The sequence below is a fragment of the Psychrobacter fozii genome (genome assembly GCF_003217155.1).
GTDB lineage: Bacteria > Pseudomonadota > Gammaproteobacteria > Pseudomonadales > Moraxellaceae > Psychrobacter > Psychrobacter fozii.
Window position 1 is genome coordinate 179,225 of the sequence record NZ_QJSU01000004.1, and the last position, 18,041, is coordinate 197,265.

At 42.7% G+C, this 18,041-nt stretch carries 12 protein-coding genes; 7 read left to right on the forward strand and 5 right to left on the reverse strand.

Features of this window, described 5'->3' with window-relative positions; translation table 11 throughout:
* Window positions 1-788 precede the first annotated feature (788 nt).
* Complete coding sequence (locus tag DFP82_RS06850) at window positions 789-1,997, forward strand: transglycosylase SLT domain-containing protein (RefSeq protein ID WP_110922988.1); 1,209 nt, start codon at window positions 789-791, stop codon at window positions 1,995-1,997.
* Window positions 1,998-2,159: 162 nt separating this feature from the next.
* Here DFP82_RS06850 and DFP82_RS06855 read toward each other — a convergent pair whose 3' ends face one another.
* The 3 genes from DFP82_RS06855 to DFP82_RS06865 form a co-directional block, all read right to left on the reverse strand.
* Window positions 2,160-5,147 carry a LysM peptidoglycan-binding domain-containing protein gene (locus DFP82_RS06855; RefSeq protein ID WP_110922989.1) on the reverse strand — a complete coding sequence of 996 codons (2,988 nt, stop codon included), beginning with the start codon at window positions 5,145-5,147 and terminating at the stop codon, window positions 2,160-2,162.
* Window positions 5,148-5,722: 575 nt separating this feature from the next.
* Complete coding sequence (locus DFP82_RS06860; RefSeq protein WP_110922990.1) at window positions 5,723-6,217, reverse strand: nuclear transport factor 2 family protein; 495 nt, start codon at window positions 6,215-6,217, stop codon at window positions 5,723-5,725.
* A 506-nt stretch (window positions 6,218-6,723) separates the two neighbouring features.
* Window positions 6,724-7,875 (reverse strand): hemolysin family protein, encoded by a 1,152-nt coding sequence (locus tag DFP82_RS06865; protein WP_425450599.1) that lies wholly within the window; start codon window positions 7,873-7,875, stop codon window positions 6,724-6,726.
* 710 nt (window positions 7,876-8,585) lie between these two features.
* On the opposite strand from DFP82_RS06865, the gene yajC reads away from it, so the two are divergent.
* The 6 genes from yajC to DFP82_RS06895 all read left to right on the forward strand — a co-directional run bounded on the left by yajC (window position 8,586) and on the right by DFP82_RS06895 (window position 15,467).
* Entirely contained in the window at window positions 8,586-8,912 is a 327-nt protein-coding gene (yajC, locus tag DFP82_RS06870; protein WP_110922992.1) for a preprotein translocase subunit YajC, read from the forward strand.
* A gap of 324 nt (window positions 8,913-9,236) precedes the next feature.
* On the forward strand, window positions 9,237-11,114 hold the full coding sequence (secD, locus tag DFP82_RS06875; protein WP_110922993.1) for a protein translocase subunit SecD: 1,878 nt from the start codon (window positions 9,237-9,239) through the stop codon (window positions 11,112-11,114).
* A gap of 9 nt (window positions 11,115-11,123) precedes the next feature.
* Window positions 11,124-12,383, forward strand: a complete 1,260-nt coding sequence (secF, locus tag DFP82_RS06880; RefSeq protein ID WP_110922994.1) for a protein translocase subunit SecF — start codon at window positions 11,124-11,126, stop codon at window positions 12,381-12,383.
* Between the two features lie 464 nt (window positions 12,384-12,847).
* A complete protein-coding gene (locus tag DFP82_RS06885; protein ID WP_110922995.1) occupies window positions 12,848-14,266 on the forward strand; it encodes an MATE family efflux transporter in 1,419 nt (472 codons plus the stop codon).
* Window positions 14,267-14,368: 102 nt separating this feature from the next.
* Window positions 14,369-15,118 (forward strand): AzlC family ABC transporter permease, encoded by a 750-nt coding sequence (locus DFP82_RS06890; protein WP_425450594.1) that lies wholly within the window; start codon window positions 14,369-14,371, stop codon window positions 15,116-15,118.
* Entirely contained in the window at window positions 15,108-15,467 is a 360-nt protein-coding gene (locus DFP82_RS06895) for an AzlD domain-containing protein (protein ID WP_110922996.1), read from the forward strand. The genes DFP82_RS06890 and DFP82_RS06895 overlap by 11 nt, the downstream gene beginning before the upstream one ends.
* Window positions 15,468-15,598: 131 nt before the next feature.
* Here the strand turns inward: DFP82_RS06895 and purF are convergent, their stop codons facing one another.
* Together purF and DFP82_RS06905 are read right to left on the reverse strand one after the other, a co-directional pair.
* The gene (gene purF / locus DFP82_RS06900) at window positions 15,599-17,134 is read right to left on the reverse strand and encodes an amidophosphoribosyltransferase (protein ID WP_110922997.1); all 1,536 of its coding nucleotides are present in this window, start codon (window positions 17,132-17,134) and stop codon (window positions 15,599-15,601) included.
* 325 nt (window positions 17,135-17,459) lie between these two features.
* A complete protein-coding gene (locus tag DFP82_RS06905) occupies window positions 17,460-17,957 on the reverse strand; it encodes a CvpA family protein (protein ID WP_110922998.1) in 498 nt (165 codons plus the stop codon).
* Window positions 17,958-18,041 lie beyond the last annotated feature (84 nt).

Below are 18,041 nucleotides of genomic sequence, written 5' to 3' on the forward strand. Positions count from 1 at the left end.
TTATTACTTGAAGAAAGAACGTCTTGTCATGAGACTTCCCATTTATTACAGCTTCCGGTTATGGCGCTTAAATGATGGTAAATATCTAAAATCTCATTGTTCTATATGATAAATGAGCTGATATGGCTCAGCCAAAATACATTTTTATGGCTGACTACTCCTGAATTTTAGTGTTGCAATAATGGTTTAGTGATACCTGATTGATAGCTTATTTCGATAGATATTCTATTCACTATCAAACAGACTTATCTGCTGACCTTTGTTGCTGAACAAAATATTTGAGTTGTTATTTACTCCACTACAAACCATTTAAAGAGTAGATAGCGACTGATTTGACGTAGAAAAAGTTGGATACTCAGAGTTATTGGTATTCCTTCTATTTTTGCGTTTTTGTTTCAATAACTTATTTCATGACCTTACCTATGTTTAATATATAGTTGTTTTAGTATTAGCCTTATCTGTTCACTGTTGAAGGAATCATTTGATTTATACCCTTCTCGGTGTTGTGCGTTTTTGTGATTTAGATTGATACATTAGGGGCAATATTTCAGCTCTGAATGTGTCTGCCAACAGATAATTAGCTAGTAAAAGACGATACCGCTCATGCTAATAAAGCAGCGATTAGTGCTATTGTTATTAAAAGCACTGTTATTAAACAAGTAATCTCACGCTTATACTATTAAGAAGTGTGAGATTATTTAAATGTGACATCGATGTATGCCTCTGTTATTAGCATGCACCCATGAACGTTTTACGGTAAGCAGGATGGCTAAAATCAGGAGACATCCATGCAGCGTATTACTTATCGTGTAAAAGTATCTGCGCAAGGGGCCAAACGCCGTATTTCTTATTTACTGCGTCCATCTAAACGCCTACTAAACACTAAAAGTAACATCGTTTCATCCGTTACCCCAATGACATCGGCCCATTTTGCCAAAACAAAAAAATTGGTGCAGTTGTCTAGTATTGCCCTTCTCTCTTTACCTGCTGAGAGTTTGACTATCATGGGTTCGCCAGTGCCAGCCTATGACAATGTCATGCTACAGAACACTTTAACCATTGCTGCTGTCCCAGGCGACAGCACTTATTTTGCAACCGATGGCTTTCAACATGGCTTCGGCTTTGATCTGGTACGTACCTATGCTGACGAGCTGGGCGTCGATGTCAATCTAAAAGCTTACGCCAACGAAGAAGCGGCATTAAAAGCGCTAAGATCAGGCGAAGCAGACATGGCGCTGACAACCGCCAGCACTAAGCTAAAAAGCAGCTTTAATCTGTCATCGATTAACGTGAGCTGTGGTTATGATGCCAGCTTGACTAAAAACGGCTTACACCCAAAGGTCAGCTGGACGTTTAACTCGTCTAATGACCCGCTATCAGAAAAAGCCAGTTACTTCTTATGTGACAGTATTAAGCTGCAAAATACGCAAAAGCTTGCGGCCTTTTACAATCAAAACTTGCTAAAAGACGCCTATAGTCAGGATCATTTCCAAAAGACGCTAACTGAGAAGTTACCAGACTACCAGTCTTCGTTTGAAGAGCAAGCACGCAACTATAATCATGATTGGGAGCTGTTGGTAGCCATGGGCTATCAAGAGTCACATCTAGATGCGGATGCAGTGTCACCAACCGGTGTACGTGGCCTCATGATGCTGACCAATAACACGGCCAAAGCAATGGGTGTATCAGATCGTGTTGATCCATACCAAAGTATCGGTGGCGGCGCACGTTATCTAGAGCAAATGAAAGATGACTTCGCCGATGTACCAAAATCGGATCGAATTTGGTTTGCGCTGGCAGGCTACAACATGGGACCCAATGCGGTAAAAAGTATTCAGCGCACCTTACAAGCGCAAGGTGTTAATGATAAAAGTTGGGCCAATGTCTATGCATACCTCGCTGAAAACAGAGCGTCTAATAGCCGCTACGGTCAAGCGATGCATTATGTGAGTAATATCAGAAGCTACCTTGAGACGATTAAGACGCAAACTGTCTAATTGTCTTTGTCAGCTCAGATAGCCATATAAACCTTGCAATAAAAAAGCTGCTCTTATTATAAGAGCAGCTTTTTTGTGACTAACCATCTACTTTCAAGCAACCTGCTTTCAAGCGACACACTTTCAAGATGCTTGTGCTTATTTTTAGTAATAAGCTATTGCTTAGCGATTAGGCACTGTCAAACGCTGACCACGCTGTAGCATGGTATCTGCTGCGATATCGTTCATATCCGCCAACTCCTGCGTAGATACGCCATATTTGCGTGCTAAGCCAATCAAGCTATCTCCTGACCCAACCGTATAGCTCACTGTGGCTTTTGGTACTTTGAGTGTCTGTCCACGTTGTAACTGTGCGTTGGTCGCCAGACTGTTGGTCGCAGCCAAGTCTTCTACCGAAACACCAAATTGACGAGCCAAGGCAATCAGACCATCACCTGATTTTACTTTATAGCTTTCCGTGTTGCTCAACGTCTTACCACTGCTGCTCGCGGTGCTAGTGCTACTACTCGTAACGCTACTGCTTTGATTACTAGAAGACGCACTGGCGACACTGCCACTGGCAGGAATGGTAATAGTACGACCAAGTATGAGATTAGAGTTGGTGTTCAATTTGTTCGCTGATGCCAAATCACTTAAGCCAATATTGTAACGTTTGGCCACACCTGTCAAGGTATCACCGGATTTTACTTTATAGCTGACAGCTTTATCGTTTAACTGACGATCGACCAGTTCTTTAGAAGCTGGTACTTTGATGGTTTGACCGCGTTGTAAACGAGCTTTTGCATCGAAGTTACTGTTTACTGCAGCAAGCTCCGCTGCACTAACGCCAAGGTCATTGGCAATCCCAATTAAGGTTTCACCAGATTTAACTTTATAGTTAGTGGTTGCCACTGAGCTTGAACTGCTTTGGCTACTAGCGCTGCTGCTAGTGCTAGTAGACGCCGAGCTAAAGTCAACGCTCGCTGGTACTTTAAGTGTCTGACCAACATACAATGAGCTTGTGGTACTGATACCATTAAGACTGGCTAAGGTATCAGTAGATACATTGAATTGACGCGACAATGCAATCAGGCCATCGCCTGCTTTTACTTTATAGTTTTTAGTCGCAGTGCTTGATTTGGTCGGTTTGGTAGAAGGCGCTGCAGATGTGGTTGCAGGCGCAGTCACTTTACCTGGTATCAGCCATAGCTTTTGGCCTCTACGCAGATCAGAACGGCTGCTCAGGTTGTTATAAGTTGCTAGTTGAGTGACTGATAAACCAAAGCGATTGGCCGTACCAATCAGCGTATCACCACTTTGTACTGTGTAACTCTCTGGTTGGCTATCTTCTGTACTGCTCGCACTGCTTATTGGCTCGATGCTTTTTGCATTGTATAGATACAAAGTGCTACCCGATAGTAAACTAGCGCTAGCATCTATTTGGTTCCATTCTGCAATATCACGCCAGCTCACACCAGCACGACTGGCAATGTTAGATAAGGTATCACCACGTTTGACGGTATAAGTGGTACGCGTGCCTTGTGGTTTTGGTTTACTTGCCGACGTCTGTGCAAAACTCAGCTTTTTCTCTGTACCACTGGCTTCTAGAATCGATTGCTGCGTTTGAACTGCTGATAGATTGATATTGCCATCAGCATTGATGACGTTGGTTTCCGATGTGCTACTACGGATTTGATTGGCAATAAAATCACGCTCTGCATTGCTTAGCGGTGGCTCTTGGACAATCGTATTGTTTTGCGTAATCTGCGCAGAGGTAGTTGGCAGACTGTTGCTGCTCTTAAGCTCAGCATTGATTTTATTGGTCTCTGCGGCACTTAATGGTGGCTCAGTACGTGATGGCGTATTACCATATGAAGAGCTACTGGTTGGTGTGACTGACGGCGAGATATAACTGGTTGTCTGCTGTGGCACACTCGCACTAGCCGCATAATCAGCCAACGCACTGCCGGTAGATGGCAATGAAGTACCACTATACGGCTTATTGTTATAGCTTGGCGTAGTAGTCGTCGTACTTGGCGTATTTACTGCGGCCAGTACGTTGCCGGTACCGTTGCCTCTTAATGTGCTCAATTTGGCATCAGTCGTTAGGCTGACATCATTAGGAATGATAACGCGCTGCGGACCTGAAGAATCAACTCGTCCAGAGGTAAGTGCTGTATTCAACTTTTCTAGCTCGTCGTAAGTCACACCTGTCAATTGCGCTACTTCAGATAAGCTGACACCATAATTTACTGGCACACTACGGAAATGCTGACGGTTAGCAATGGCTGGCAGGTATACGCCATACTGTTCAGGCTTAGCGACGATTTCGGCCACTGCCAAGAATCGTGGCACATAGTTCATCGTTTCAGTAGGCAGTCTAAGCGACCAGTAGTCCGTAGGTAAACCTTGAGCTCTATTGGCATCAATGGCTTTTTGAATACGACCAGGGCCAGCGTTATAGGCGGCCAATGCCAATTCCCAACTGCCAAACTGGTTATGTAGCGCGGTTAAGAAATCATAAGCAGCACGAGTCGATTCGATAACATCACGGCGGCCATCATAAGTACTGCTTTGGTTCAGACCATAAATACGACCCGTACTTGGAATGAACTGCCACAAGCCTGCAGCCGCTGCACTACTAGTACCGCTTGGATCGTAGGAGCTTTCGATGACTGGTAATAATGCAAGCTCAGTTGGAATATTGCGGCGCTCAGCCTCTCTCACCGTATGATAAATATAACGACTGGCACGCGCAGTTAAGCGGTTTAAATAATCTTGTCTACTGGTAAACCAGCTTTTTTGTCCTTCAATACGCTGATTATAAATCGGTTGGCCACCATTCATACGATAACCAGCACGCAAGCGATTCCACAAATCACCATATTGCTGAATAGCAAGCTGATTGCCTTCTACCATTGTCATGTCAGAGGCTTCTAATAAGTCTGCCAATTCGTCTAAGCTATCTGCATCCAAATACGCAGTTGAGTAATCAGTACTCGTGGCAGCAGTCTGATTGGCGGCAGGCTTAGTAATAACCGATGAGCTATTGGTCGCACCATTGTTTTTTACCGTCGACGTATTGCTACACGCACTGATAAGCAAAGTCGAGACGGCAAGCGTTAATGGCAACGCAATAAATGAGCGAGAGGTTGATAGCACAGTAGACATGATATTAAGAGTTTCCTAACGACAAGAAGTGATGAGATAGAATTGCTTGATAGTATAATATGCAATATAAAGCAAAGACCAGTTAATATAAAAAGATAATAGTCATAAGTTGAGTCGACATCTAGATTGGTCTACTAAGACGCCAGATTATTCCGTCCATGCAGACAATCATGCAAACAACCAACATCGTACAGAATTAGCAGGCTTCAATAGATAATGGTTGTCTTTTTAGTAGATAGTAACTGTGTTTTTGAATGAAGCAGCTTTTTGAATAAATCAGATTTCTAAATAAACCCGTTCAATACCAAATTGGTGTTAATGACTGAATGGTTCATATAGCGTGTAATCAATGCTGAATCGCTAGAGCATGTCCTTAATTTTAGAACACGCTCTAGGGTGTGTCCTCATTTTAAAAATGGTGATAAAAATGAGATAAATTGCAGTCAAACAAGGAAAATAGCACAAGTAATATCGAGATATTAGTTAGCTATTTGACACCGTTTGGCAAGATTTAGCCATTTTCAACCCATTTAGATTACTATCGATTAAATTGAGGACACGCCCTAATAAGCTGGCTAGTTAATCGTTATTTGTGATACCGCACGCAGCAACACTGCATTGCCAGTTGATAGCGCCAAAGTCACTCTAGATGTGGTGACGAACGAGACCGTTTGACCGTCTTTTACCCAACTTTCATTAGTGGTGACATTGGCTTTGGCCTGCTCGCCCGTAATGACAATGTTGTCTACAGAGATGTCATAGCGATAGTTAGAGGTGTCATTCCAGCTATTTTGTAGCAGTTTCAAATAAGCATCTTTGTCCAAGCTAGTAGACTTACCCTTTCTAGACAACGAAATCAGCGCATCATCAGAGACGAGACGAGCAACCTGACTGACATTTCGGCTATTTGCTGATGACTTCATTGCTGAGGCATAGTTCTGCACCAACGCTTCGGTCATGGGCGCCGCTTGCGCACTGATACTTACGGTACTTGCAATAGCCACTACAGCAGCCACGCCTGCGCCTTTGATTAACAACGCCAAAAGCCCTTTTCCCCATAATCGTTTCATGATAATCCTTAGCAATACAGTTTCCGTTGTTGTCATATATTGACGACTAACGTGTTTCTATCATTTGATTCAACATATTACCTAGTTATGTAATCATAAACTAAGCGAATGCTGTTGGCTCTCATGCTTTGGTTCAATAGCGATACTTCTTAGCTAATGAGACTTCTCAAATAGTGATACTTTTTATACAGTAATAATCTTCAGCTAGCTAGTGATACCTTTCAGTAACTGTCTTTATCATAACCATATATTTAATAGTCGTGACAGCGTTGTTGTATCATAGAGTGAGCCTATCATTTAATTCTCACAGCTATGTGACACCCTGTGTAATTATTGCGAATGTCAAAACAGGCATATTCATCACCTTTAAAGTACGAGTAATATCATGATCTTATAATAAGTACGCATCAGCGAAGACTGAGTCATCTCTTTCGAACTATAACTCAACCTTCGCTTCAGCTTCAAACCACTACCTGTCAATCGACACCAAGTCTGACGGTGCTATTTTAAAGCCTGGTGTCTGCACTATTATTATCATAGCGCTCATCATCACTGAGCTTCATACCCAGACGCTCTACTCGTCTGTCCATCATTTGTCGAGCCAGTGCCTGCATGTCTTCAACGCGATCTATCTCATCAACAATCTCTAGACCCAATAAAGTCTCAAACACGTCTTCTAAAGTAACCAGACCTTTGACCTCGCCATATTCACCGACAGTAATCGCGATATGGATGCGGTTCTTTAGCATGAGCTCTAATAAATCAAACAGTTTCATTTTGGAAAATACAAAAGTGATTTCACGTTTGAACTGAGTCAATGGCTTATCTACAGCGTGATTCACTTTTGCTAACAACATATCTGTTTTTAATACAAAACCAGTAACATTGTCCAAGTCACCATCATAAATTGGTAATCGTGAAAACGTCAGCTTTGGGCGATCAACCAATAATTCGGCGACTGTTTTATTTTCCTCAAACGCGAGCATTACCGAACGCGGCGTCATAATATCTTCAACTTTAATGGCGCCAAATGCCAGTAAGTTACGAATGATCCGCGACTCTAAAGGATCAATTTGTCCTGACTCTTCACCGATACTCGCAAGTGCTGCAAACTCACGACGACTAAATGCTTGAGGTTCTTTGCCACGCACCAGTAGTTTTGTCAAACGCTCTGATACCCAAATGAGTGGGTACAACAGCAGAATAATACCACGGACAAAATAAGCGACAATGCCACTCAACTGACGCCAGTAGACTGTACCTAGTGTCTTTGGAATAATCTCAGATAAGAATAAAATAGCCAATGTCATAATGGCAGAGAATAGACCAAACCATGCACTACCAAAGACAATCGTTGCCTGAGCACCAGCACCGATAGAACCCAATGTATGAGCGACGGTATTCAATGTCAAAATAGCTGCCAACGACTGGTCAATATTATCAACCTTTAACCGTCTGAGCATATTTGCTTTTTTTGGGTTAGTTTCTTGAACGTCAGCGATGTAGGACGGTGTCATGCTTAGTAATGCGGATTCTGCTAAGGAGCAAACAAACGAGATACCGATGGCCACAACCACAAAGAATATCAATAACAGAATATTGATCGCTGTGGGATCTGCTGAAGCATCAGCAGCAAATGCCGGATAAGGTAGTAGCATTGCGAGTAACGCTAGTAGCCCAAAAATAGGCTTCATGCTTCTAAGACGCTTAAAATAGTGCAGCGTCGGAGGAGGTTTGGCTGACGCTTCTTTAAAAGCGCGCGGACGACATAAACGAGGTACAAACATAAAAGTGGTGAACAAGTTGGGTAACCTAAACAGAAAAGAGAAAAAGGAATTTTAAGCAAACAGCAACAGATATAGAGAGCAAATAACAGCACCAAAATAAAAATACATAACGGTATCTGCCAATACTTTCTAGATAGCTCTTTAAAGCTAACTTCACACTGTCTGTTAGGCTTAATGACATTCCAATAAATAGTGGGCTAAACACAGCCAATTATTGCCATTTGATAGTAGCACTGATGCTGATATTTCACAATAAGTCGCTTTTTTTAAGTCTTTGCTTTTTGATACCTTGTATTACGCTACGATTGCCTAATATCCACTAAATATCTGAAATTTGCTATAATCGCAGCACTTTGTCATCACTTATCGTATTACAACAGAAATAACTTATGCGTTGCATTAGAAATACTGTCGTCAGAAATACTGTTATCAAAAATACGGCCACTAGAAGTAATGACCGCTGGCTTGACGATTACCTTAAGAAAAACGTACTCAGGCTATGATTAACAGTTACCAAGTCTGGGATTTTTTGTTACTATGCGTTTAATTTTATTATTATCCATGACTTACTGAGAGAAACTATGTTCTTATTTATTCAAGCTGCTCATGCTGCCGAAACTGCAGGTGCTGCGTCACTATTTGGTCAGATTCTACTGCCTGTTGCTTTTTTTGCGATTTTTTACTTCTTGGTTATTCGCCCGCAGTCTAAGCGTACCAAAGAGCATCGTGCCATGGTCAATGCTTTGAGCGTTGGTAGTGAAATCATTTTTGCTGGTGGCTTAATGGGTCGCATCAAAAACCTAGAAGGCGACTATGCAGTGGTTAGCTTAAATAATAATACTGATATCAAAGTACAACGTGCTTCTGTTATCTCAGTATTGCCTGCTGGCACTATCGAAAGCATTTAATCATCAATCATTTCTATGAATGAATGATTGTTTGATGGTCGTATCATCAGTAGATGTCACGACTAAAAATGACCGTATATTATTTACGGTCATTTTTCGCTATAAAGAAATGAGACAAAGCGGTCTTGTAGACTGCAAGATAGTCTATATTTACTCTTATTGAGTAGGTTGTTTTTATTTTTTGTTTTACTATCACCGCGGATGATCGCAACGGTACATGATGATGGCTTTTATACGCAGCATTAGACCTTTGCTATCGCTAACTTCCCATCTGCTAACTTGTGGCCTACGTCGCCAGTTGTTTATCAACTTAAAGAAGTGATTATGCAATATCCCGCTTGGAAATACTTACTTATTACCGTCGTGATACTCATTGCCGGTCTATATGCTGCCCCTAACCTCTATCCTGACGAGCCCGCTGTGCAGATTACGAGTGCTGCTGCAGGTACACAGCTGTCTGAAGAGATATTAACGCAGTCGCAAAGCTTACTCAAAGATGCCGGTTTGGATAACCATGACGGCACATTTGAAGGCAATAGTGCACTGGTTCGTCTTGATAATTCAGTCGATCAGCTAAAGGCGCAAGAAGTGCTACGTCAAAATTTGGGCGAAAACTATGTGGTCGCTCTAAACTTAGCACAGACAACACCGCAGTGGCTACGTGACATCGGCGCAAAACCGATGAAGCTTGGTCTTGATTTACGTGGTGGTGTGCGCTTTGTACTCGAAGTCGATATGGACAAAGCACTTGAGCAGCGTCTGACCGGTGCTAGTAGCGACATGCGTCGCGAGCTACGTGCTGAACGCATTGCAGTCAAAGGTATCAAGACCGAAGATCAAAGCGTGGTACTACATTTCGCTGATACAGACACTCGCAATCGTGCACAAAACATCCTACAAGGATCGATGGGCACCACGTTTAGCTTGCAGTCTTCTATTGACGATCAAGGTCCTGCATTACTCTTATCGTATAACGATGCGACACTTGACGAAATCAATAGCTATGCCGTCAATCAAAACTTGACGACGCTACGCAACCGTATTGCTGAACTGGGCGTTACTGAAGCCCTAGTGCAATCACAAGGTGCCAATCGTATCGTCGTAGAATTGCCAGGTGTACAGGATACTGCAGAAGCAAAACGTGTCCTTGGACGTACTGCAAACCTTGAATTCCGTATGGTCGCAGAAGATGCCGACAACTATACAGGTGGTATTCCTCCAGCGGGCACCGAAGCGTTCCCGTTTGAAACACTAGATGGCTCGCCTGTACTGCTTGAACGTCAAGCGATTGTCAGCGGTGATAAAGTAACCAATGCTCAAACTGGCTTGGATGAAAGCGGTCTACCTGAAGTAAGTATTACCTTGGACAGTGCTGGCGGCAAGCTCATGCAGAACGCCACACGTACGGCTGTTGGTAAACAGATGGCTGTATTGTTCATTGAAAACAAACAAAGAATCACTTACGAAGAAGACCCAGTAACTGGCGAGACTGAAGAAATACGTACGCCTTATGCTGAAACCAAGGTCATTAACCGTGCTAACATTCAAGCCGTTCTAGGCTCCTCTTTCCGTATTACTGGGCTAGACAGCAGTGCTGAAGCCGCTGAGCTTGCACTATTACTGCGTTCAGGAGCACTTGCGGCACCGATGTACTTTGTAGAAGAGCGCACCATTGGTCCTTCACTGGGTCAAGAGAACATTGAAAAAGGTCTATTCTCTACGCAGGTCGGCTATCTACTAGTCTTTGCGTTTATGATTATCTTCTATCGTCTGTTTGGTGTCATCGCTAACGTAGCACTAGCAGTCAACGTGATTATCATCATCTCTATCATGTCAATCCTAGGCTCATCGCTTACCCTACCCGGTATCGCTGGTATTGTTTTGACCATCGGTATGGCAGTTGATGCAAACGTACTAATCTTTGAGCGAATACGTGAAGAGATTGCTAATGGAGTAAGGCCGAAGTCCGCTATCGTGGCAGGTTTTGACCGAGCTTTTAGTAGTATTTTCGATGCCAACATTACAACTTTATTGGTCGCATTTATCTTATTTGCGATTGGTACTGGTCCGATTAAAGGCTTTGCGATCACGCTAGCTATTGGTATTATCAGCTCACTGTTTACGGCTATTCTGGTCACACGTGCGCTGGTACAAGTTGCTTATGGCAAGCGTAAATCCATCAAACGTCTGAGCATCGGTTAGGAGAACATTATGGCTATCGAGAATAAACATCCTCTAGAACAGCAGAATAGTCCAGATCGAAATGGTTCAGGCGGCTCAAATGGCGATGGAAACAATGCAAGCACGCGCCGCCGTAACAAACCACGCCGTGATGGCAAAGGTAGCAATACTAAAACCAACAACCCTGTCACAGCGCAGCCGAGTAACAGTAAAGCTCGTCGCAGTGGTAAGGGTGCTGGTAAAGACAGTCAAGCACTGGCCACTCAAGCAACTGATCCTAATCTAGCAACAGGTGATGCGGCAGATGATGCGGCGGCACAAGCTGAAGGTGGTATCAAAGCCATTGGCAACCAGCGTATCATTCCTTTTATGAAGATAGAAAAGCCCATGGCCATTTTATCTTTATTGATGGTTATTGGTAGTATCATTGCTATCGCCGTAAACGGTCTGAATTTGGGACTTGATTTCACGGGTGGTGTCTCAGCAGATGTGCGTTATGAGCAGTCTGTTGAACAAGTTGATGTTGTCAATGCCTTGTCAGACAATGGTTTTGATGATGCTGTCGTACAGTACCTAGGAACATCACAAGAGCTACTGATTCGCCTACCACCTCAGTCTGATAATGTTGATGGACTCAATACCAGTCTGACCAAAGCATTGACCTTAGCTGATAATAATGTTGAAATCAGTAACGTCAATATTATCGGTAGTCAAGTCGGTAGTGAAGTCTACTTAAACTCAGTGATGTCGTTAGCGCTAGCACTAGCCTGTATGCTTGGCTATGTTGCCCTGCGTTTCCAATTCAAATTATCCCTTGGTGCAGTCATGTCGCTGTTTCATGATGCGGTTGTCACTATTGGTGTATTTGCCTTATTTGGCTTTCCATTCGACTTAACTGTGTTGGCAGCTATTTTGGCCTTGATTGGTTACTCATTGAACGATACGATCGTTGTCTATGACCGTATCCGTGAGAACTTCCGTCGCGTTCGTGGTATCACGCCGCGTCAGACTATCGACTTGTCTTTGACAGAGACGCTGCGCCGTACGATTATGACCATCTCAACGGTATTGTTAGTGGTATTAGCAATGCTGTTCTTAGGTGGTGATGGTCTATACTGGTTCTCAGTTGCCCTCTTCATCGGTCTAATTGCTGGTACTTATTCATCAACTTATATCGCAAGTTCGATTCCGTTACGTATGGGTCTATCTCGTGATGACTTTATTGTAAAAGTAAAACCAGAGTTTGAAGAAGAAATTGTTACTTTTAACGATCCAAAAATGTTTGAATAAGTGTTTAATGGTATTAGGGTCTGTTGAACATTCAAACGTGGTGCTGGCAGTCACTATTTTTTAGACAATATGCAGTGAAATTTTTGATGCCTAGTCATTCTAGGTTAAACAATTTCGCCATATATTGGCAAAAAAGAGTACTGCCCTGAAAGGCTGATGCTAAAACCACCCCAAACGTTGTTGAAAACCTAGCTAAGGTCTCGACATTATCGTCAATTTTCGCCTAGTTTGGTGCATTTTTAGCGATCAGCAGCCCTAATGTTTGAATGTTCAACAGACCCTATTTAATTTATATAAATTTGACTATAAAGTCTGCCATAAATAACAGTAGTAACGTTTAAATCAAAGCACCTGACTCATGAATAATGAGTCTAGGTGCTTTTGTCTTTGTAGCTGTGTTTGTCATAAATAGCACATATGCTACGCTCAATCCTTGTTGGGTTTTAAGTATAAACGAGCCAAAAATGACTACTCCCATATCTAGTCCAATGCCGCCCATCGATACCCGTTATACGCGTATTATTGCCATAGCTTTGCCAGTATTATTGGCCAATCTTGCCATGCCTCTACAAAGCGTTATTGATACAGCGATCGTCGGTAATATGAATGATACGGCTAAACTGGCTGGTATGGGACTCGCGATACAGTTATTGTCGTTATTGCTCGTCAGTTTTAACTTCTTACAATACGCATCGTCCGGACTGTCAGCACAAGCAATGGGACAACTGGCCAATCATACCACCAATGCTACAGATGGTACGGCAACGTCAGTTAATACGGCCCCTTCACCTCTACTGTCTATCTTGCAACGTGCTTTGCTACTGGCATGTGGTATCGGTGCTATCTTGCTATTGGCAAAACCATGGTTGATAGATTTTGGTTTACAGGCGCTATCAGCCAATCCAAATAGTGGACGTGCTGCACAGACTTACTTAGATGTTAGGTTTTGGGGCGTGATTGCTGAGCTGATGAACTTTGCATTTATCGGTTGGTTTGCAGGGCAAGGTAAAACTCGCTATATGCTATATCAACAAGGTTTTATTGCCATACTCAATATCGTCTTAACCTTGTTTTTTGTCTTTACGATGAAAATGGGCTTGGTTGGTGTGGCACTAGGTACGACCATTGCCTTTTGGTTTGGGGTATTATTAGCACTGTGGTTAAGTCGTCATCATCTGCAAATATCTTGGCGGGCTTTATTTACTGCCGATAAGCAATATTTTACTAAAGAGCGAATACTTAGGCTGTTCTCATTAAATAAAGACATTTTTATTCGTACGCTTATCTTAACTTTGAGTTTTGCTTGGATTACTCGTCTCTCTGCTCAAAGCGGTGATGTCATACTAGCAGCCAATGCTATTTTACTCCAAGTTCTGAGCATCTCAGCCTTTGCCCTTGATGGTGTTGCGGTATCTGCTGAGACGTTAAGTGGTCAAGCGGCTGGACGCCGAGATTGGCCACGTTTTCGCATTATTATCAAACGTACAGGTATTGTCAGCTACGGACTTGCTATCGCCTTGAGTGCTATATGGTGGCTTGCAATGCCAACATATTTGGGGTTCATGACCAACATCGAGACGGTTTTTACGTTGGCATATAATTACCATCTTTATGCCGTATTACTACCCCTCGTCGGGGTTGGTGCCTATTGGTTAGATGGTATATTTTTTGGCTTAACGGCTGGTCATGTAATCCGTAATGCCGCTCTGATACTCGCCGCTATATTTTTCCCACTCAGCTGGCTTCTCTATCAGCAGTGGGACATGACTGGTATTTGGTTGAGTGTGTGGTGTTTATTATTGCTTAGGCTAATTATTTTAGGTGGCTTCTTGTACCACGCACATCAAACAGGCAGCTACGAAAATCTACAGCCTGAACCTTAATACCACTCTTAACTACATGGTTTTGAATAACGTATTTTTATAAAGTGTTTGTAATATAGTCGGTTCAATATAATTTGGACACAAAGACCATTAGGATATTCTGTGACTACTCGTTCAAAAGAATTGCATCAGCCATATAAGATGCGCTATGACTGGGCTGAAGGCTTCAAAAAAAGCTTACCCGTGGCAATGGGCTACTTACCTGCAGGTATTGCCTTTGGTGTGCTCGCGCAAGTTGCTGGTATCCCTGTGTGGGCTATCATTATGCTCAGTATCGTATTGTATGCTGGCGCTGCACAGTACGCTTGTTTACCCATGCTGAGTGCTGGTTTGCCGATTGGCAATATCGCGACGAATATTGCAGCTATTAATTTGCGCCATGTGTTCTATGGTATGCCTTTATTGCAATATCTACCAAAGAACAAACTTGCCAAAACCTATTGCCTGTTTGCACTGACTGACGAGACTTTTTCAGTCATGACCAGCTTGCCCAATGAGTCGCGACAGTCCCTGATACTACCAATCAGCCTCTTTAACCAAAGTTGGTGGGTACTGGCCAGTACGATTGGTATCATGATTGGCAGTACGCTCAGCGACTTGGTACCTCATTTAGATTTCGCTTTGGTTTGCTTGTTTGCGATTTTGGCTTATGAGCAGTTTCAAAGCATCAAGCGCTACTTTCCAATTGGCATTGCCGTAGTCTCTCTAGCAGCAGCCTCGTTATTTACGAGTAACTGGTTACTATTGGTTGCGATTACCATTTGTATGTTGCTGATTTTAGCACGTGGATTTTGGGTACAGCGAGGCATGGAAGAAAAAAGCAACATGGCAGGAGAAACTGATGACCAGTAGTTATCTTATTTTCGCGACTTTTGCGATGGCCGCTGTTACCTTTATTACGCGCGCCCTGCCTTCTTTAATACCCAGAAAACTATTAGACACACCTTGGTTGCATCGATTGAATGAGAGCTTACCGCTATCCGTTATGGTGTTGCTTATTTTGACCAGTCTCTCTTATCAAGACCTGTCTGCGACCACGACTCTAAATAGTGCTGAATTGCACTTATTGATGGCACAAATTGGTGCCCTACTTTTAGTCTTACTTGTCTACCATATCAGCCGTCAATTATTAGTCAGCATGATTGTCGGTATTGCCGCTATTAATGGTTTGCTATGGGTATTAAATAACTTTCTAGGCTAAAAGCATTAGCTAGAATTTAGTGCCAAACAAAGCGTTAAACAATATTTCAAACATAAAAAAGGCTGGATTCTTAATAGAATCCAGCCTTTTTCTAAGCGTCCTGTATAGAGCTAGCTAAGAAGAACTGCTTCTTAAAGCTCTTCAACACCCATCATATCGACGGGGGTATCAGCCACTATCTGCACGCCTTTTTTACCTGTCTTAGCTGTGTCATTACGCTGCTCTTGTAGATGATCCAGATACGCTTCATTGATTTGCCCAGTGATGTAGCAACCATTGAATACAGCACAATCAAAACCTTCAACTTTACTATGCTTGGTATCTTTTACTGCATCAATCAAGTCATCCAAGTCTTGGAAAATTAATCGATCAGCACCAATGATTTCACGCACTTCTTCAACTGTGTGACCTGAAGCAATAAGCTCACTACGTACTGGCATATCGATACCATATACGTTTGGATACTTAACCGGTGGCGCAGCACTCGCAAAAAACACCTTATTGGCACCAGCGTCTCGAGCCATTTGAATGATTTCATGACACGTCGTCCCGCGAACGATAGAGTCATCGACCAACAGTACGTTTTTACCTTTGAATTCTAACGGCACAGCGCTGAGTTTTTGGCGAACTGATTTTTTACGTTGCTGCTGACCTGGCATGATGAAGGTACGACCGATATAGCGGTTTTTCATAAACCCTTCACGGTACTTAACATTCATCTTAAGTGCCAACTCCATCGCGGAAGTACGCGAGGTATCTGGAATAGGAATAACCACATCGATATCGTGATCTTCGCCCCATTCAGCCATGATTTTATCTGCCAGTTTTTCACCCATACGTAAGCGGGCTTTATAAACTGAGATATTGTCCATGATTGAATCTGGACGAGCAAAATAGACATACTCAAATATACATGGTGTATATTCTTTTTGCTCTACGCACTGATGAGTGTGTATTTTATGATCGAGATCAATAAAGATAGCTTCGCCTGGTTTAACATCACGAATGATCGTAAATCCAGATCCTGTCAATGCGACTGACTCTGAAGCGACCATATACTCAGTGCCACCGTTTGGTGCCATACGCTTACCATAGATAAGCGGACGGATACCGTTCGGGTCACGAAAGGCAAGTAAACCATGACCAGTAATAAGTGCGACAACACCATAAGCGCCTTCGACACGGCCATATACAGCCGTGACTGCTTCAAATATATCAGCAGGCGTTGCTTTGGTTTTACCCAAATTCTGCATTTCATGGGCCAGTACGTTCAAGAGTACTTCAGAATCTGAATCAGTATTAAGATGGCGGCGATCTTCGATGTACAAAGACTTGGCCAAGCTCTCAGCATTGGTCAAGTTACCATTATGCGCAAGGGTAATACCATAAGGTGAGTTGACATAAAATGGTTGAGCTTCGGCACTGCTTGACGTGCCTGCCGTTGGGTAACGAACGTGACCGATACCGAATTTACCAACCAGTTTCATCATATGACGATTCATAAACACGTCACGTACCATGCCATTCTCTTTACGTAGATAGAGTCGTCCATCTTGCAAAGTGACAATACCTGCTGCATCTTGCCCGCGATGCTGTAGCATCGTCAAACCGTCATAAAGTATCTGATTGACTGGTTCGTGAGCTGCAACTCCAATGACTCCACACATAATAGCTATATCCTATTTTGACCCATACATTAGTACTACAATAACGGCAAAAAATTAGACGGCACGCTATCTAAAATGCGTGCTGCCACTCACCGTCGACCTGATGATATTTACGAAACATTAAACAAGCATTTATCTTTTTGGTTTTCAAAAAATCAGCATCCATCATTAATTGATGCTGATTTATGAGCCTTAACTGCTATCAAAAATTATTTTTTCAAGAATGAATGTTGAATACGATGTTATTGATGCTATAAAAGCTTGAGTGGTAAAAAAGACATGATAAAAATCATAGCGTTAATACTTAGAAATATGACGAGTTAGCTTATGATTGATTGACTTGATCCCAAGCCATACCAAGCACATCTGACACCAACGCTTTACCCATCGGTGCATAAGGCATTAGCTCTGGCGCTAGCACTGAGGTTTGCCATTGCGGCATCTGTACCAATAGTGGCGCACTGACACTCAGAACCACTAAGACCATTAATACGTTTTTGGCTGCACCAAGGACGCCACCTGCCATCTTATCAACGATATCCAGACGTAAGGTTTTGAGCACCCCTGAAAATACAAACGCAACTGTGTGCATGATGGCTAATATTACGATCACCACTAATAGAAATGCCATTGCCATTTGTAAGACAGGGTTTTCTACGATACCTGCTAATTGAGGCGACACAACACCCGCCAGACGCGTAGCAGCGACTAGCGCAATCAACCAACCGACCAAACCAATGGCTGTTTTAATCAAGCCTACTTGAAAGCCGCGCCACAAGCCAACCAAGACAACGATAGCAATCACAATATCCAGACCACTCATTTTCTATGCCTCATACCCTATGGTATTTTTATCAAGTATTTACTTAAATGTTTATGACAAGGTTAATCTTTGAGCATTCAATTT